Origin of the sequence: Rhodococcus sp. IEGM 1366 (genome assembly GCF_033142425.1) — a bacterium.
Taxonomy (GTDB): domain Bacteria; phylum Actinomycetota; class Actinomycetes; order Mycobacteriales; family Mycobacteriaceae; genus Rhodococcus_F; species Rhodococcus_F globerula.
Genome location: NZ_JAWLRZ010000032.1, coordinates 1 through 1,012, shown reverse-complemented (window position 1 = coordinate 1,012; position 1,012 = coordinate 1). Strand labels below are relative to the sequence as shown.

Genomic DNA, 1,012 nt, shown 5'->3' with positions numbered 1-1,012 from the left:
CCTTCGGAGCTGTCGGTGGGTGTTTACGGGTGGAAGGAATGCATCTTCAGGTAACCGCCCGCATCGACCCGCATCTGGGTGCCGGTGACGTAGCGTGCTTCATCGGAGGCAAGGTAGAGGACGGCGTTGCTGATGTCGACAGGCTCGACCCACGGAATCGGCATCGCCTGCTGAACATGGAAAGGGCCGACAGCATCGTCGAGAGTCGGGCTCTCGAGATCCGGACGGAAAATCTTGTACATCGCCTCGCTCTGCAGCATGCCGGTGTTGCAGTTCGTCGGATGGACGATGTTCGCACGAATCATCTGAGGTGCGAGAGCGCGCGCGATTTCGTGAATGTACTGCGAGAGCATCATTTTCGCGACTGTGTAACCGGATCCGCCCGGATCCGCTCCCGGATTTTCCACCACATCGTTGGGCATGAACGCCGCCGTCGATCCGGTCGCGATGATCGACGCACCCGCCTTCAGGTGCGGCAGGGCCTCGTGGATCGCATTCTGCGCACCCATCAGGTTGACGCCGATGACATCGAGCCAGCCTTGCATGTTCGGGCCCCCCAACATCGGGGCGATACCGGCGTTGGCGACGACGATGTCGAGCTTGCCGAATTCCGAGATCCCCTGATCGAGTGCCGAACGCAACTGCGAAGCCTCACGCACGTCCGCTTCCACGGCGACGATACGACGGCCCTGCGCCTCGACCAGACGGACGGTCTCCTTCAGGTCCTCGGGTGTCCCGAGTGGATAGGAGTTGGTCTCGATGTTGCGGCACAGGTCGACCGCGATGATGTCCGCGCCCTCCTCCGCAAGCCGCACCGCGTGACTGCGTCCCTGTCCACGGGCTGCGCCCGTGATGAATGCGACCTTACCTTCAACTCTGCCCATCGAAGTTTCCTCTCGAGTGAATCTGAATGTTGTTCAAAGCCTGGCTATCTGAAATATCGAGCACGAATCAGGCCGGGCGGGCGATGGTCTTGACCTCGAGGAGATCCTCGAGACCTTCGACGCCCCAC

1 protein-coding gene is annotated in these 1,012 nt (G+C 61.2%); it reads right to left on the bottom strand.

Features of this window, described 5'->3' with window-relative positions; genetic code table 11:
* Nucleotides 1–23: 23 nt before the first annotated feature.
* On the bottom strand, nt 24–884 hold the full coding sequence (locus R4P64_RS33910; protein ID WP_033237425.1) for a mycofactocin-coupled SDR family oxidoreductase: 861 nt from the start codon (nt 882–884) through the stop codon (nt 24–26).
* Nucleotides 885–1,012: the final 128 nt, after the last annotated feature.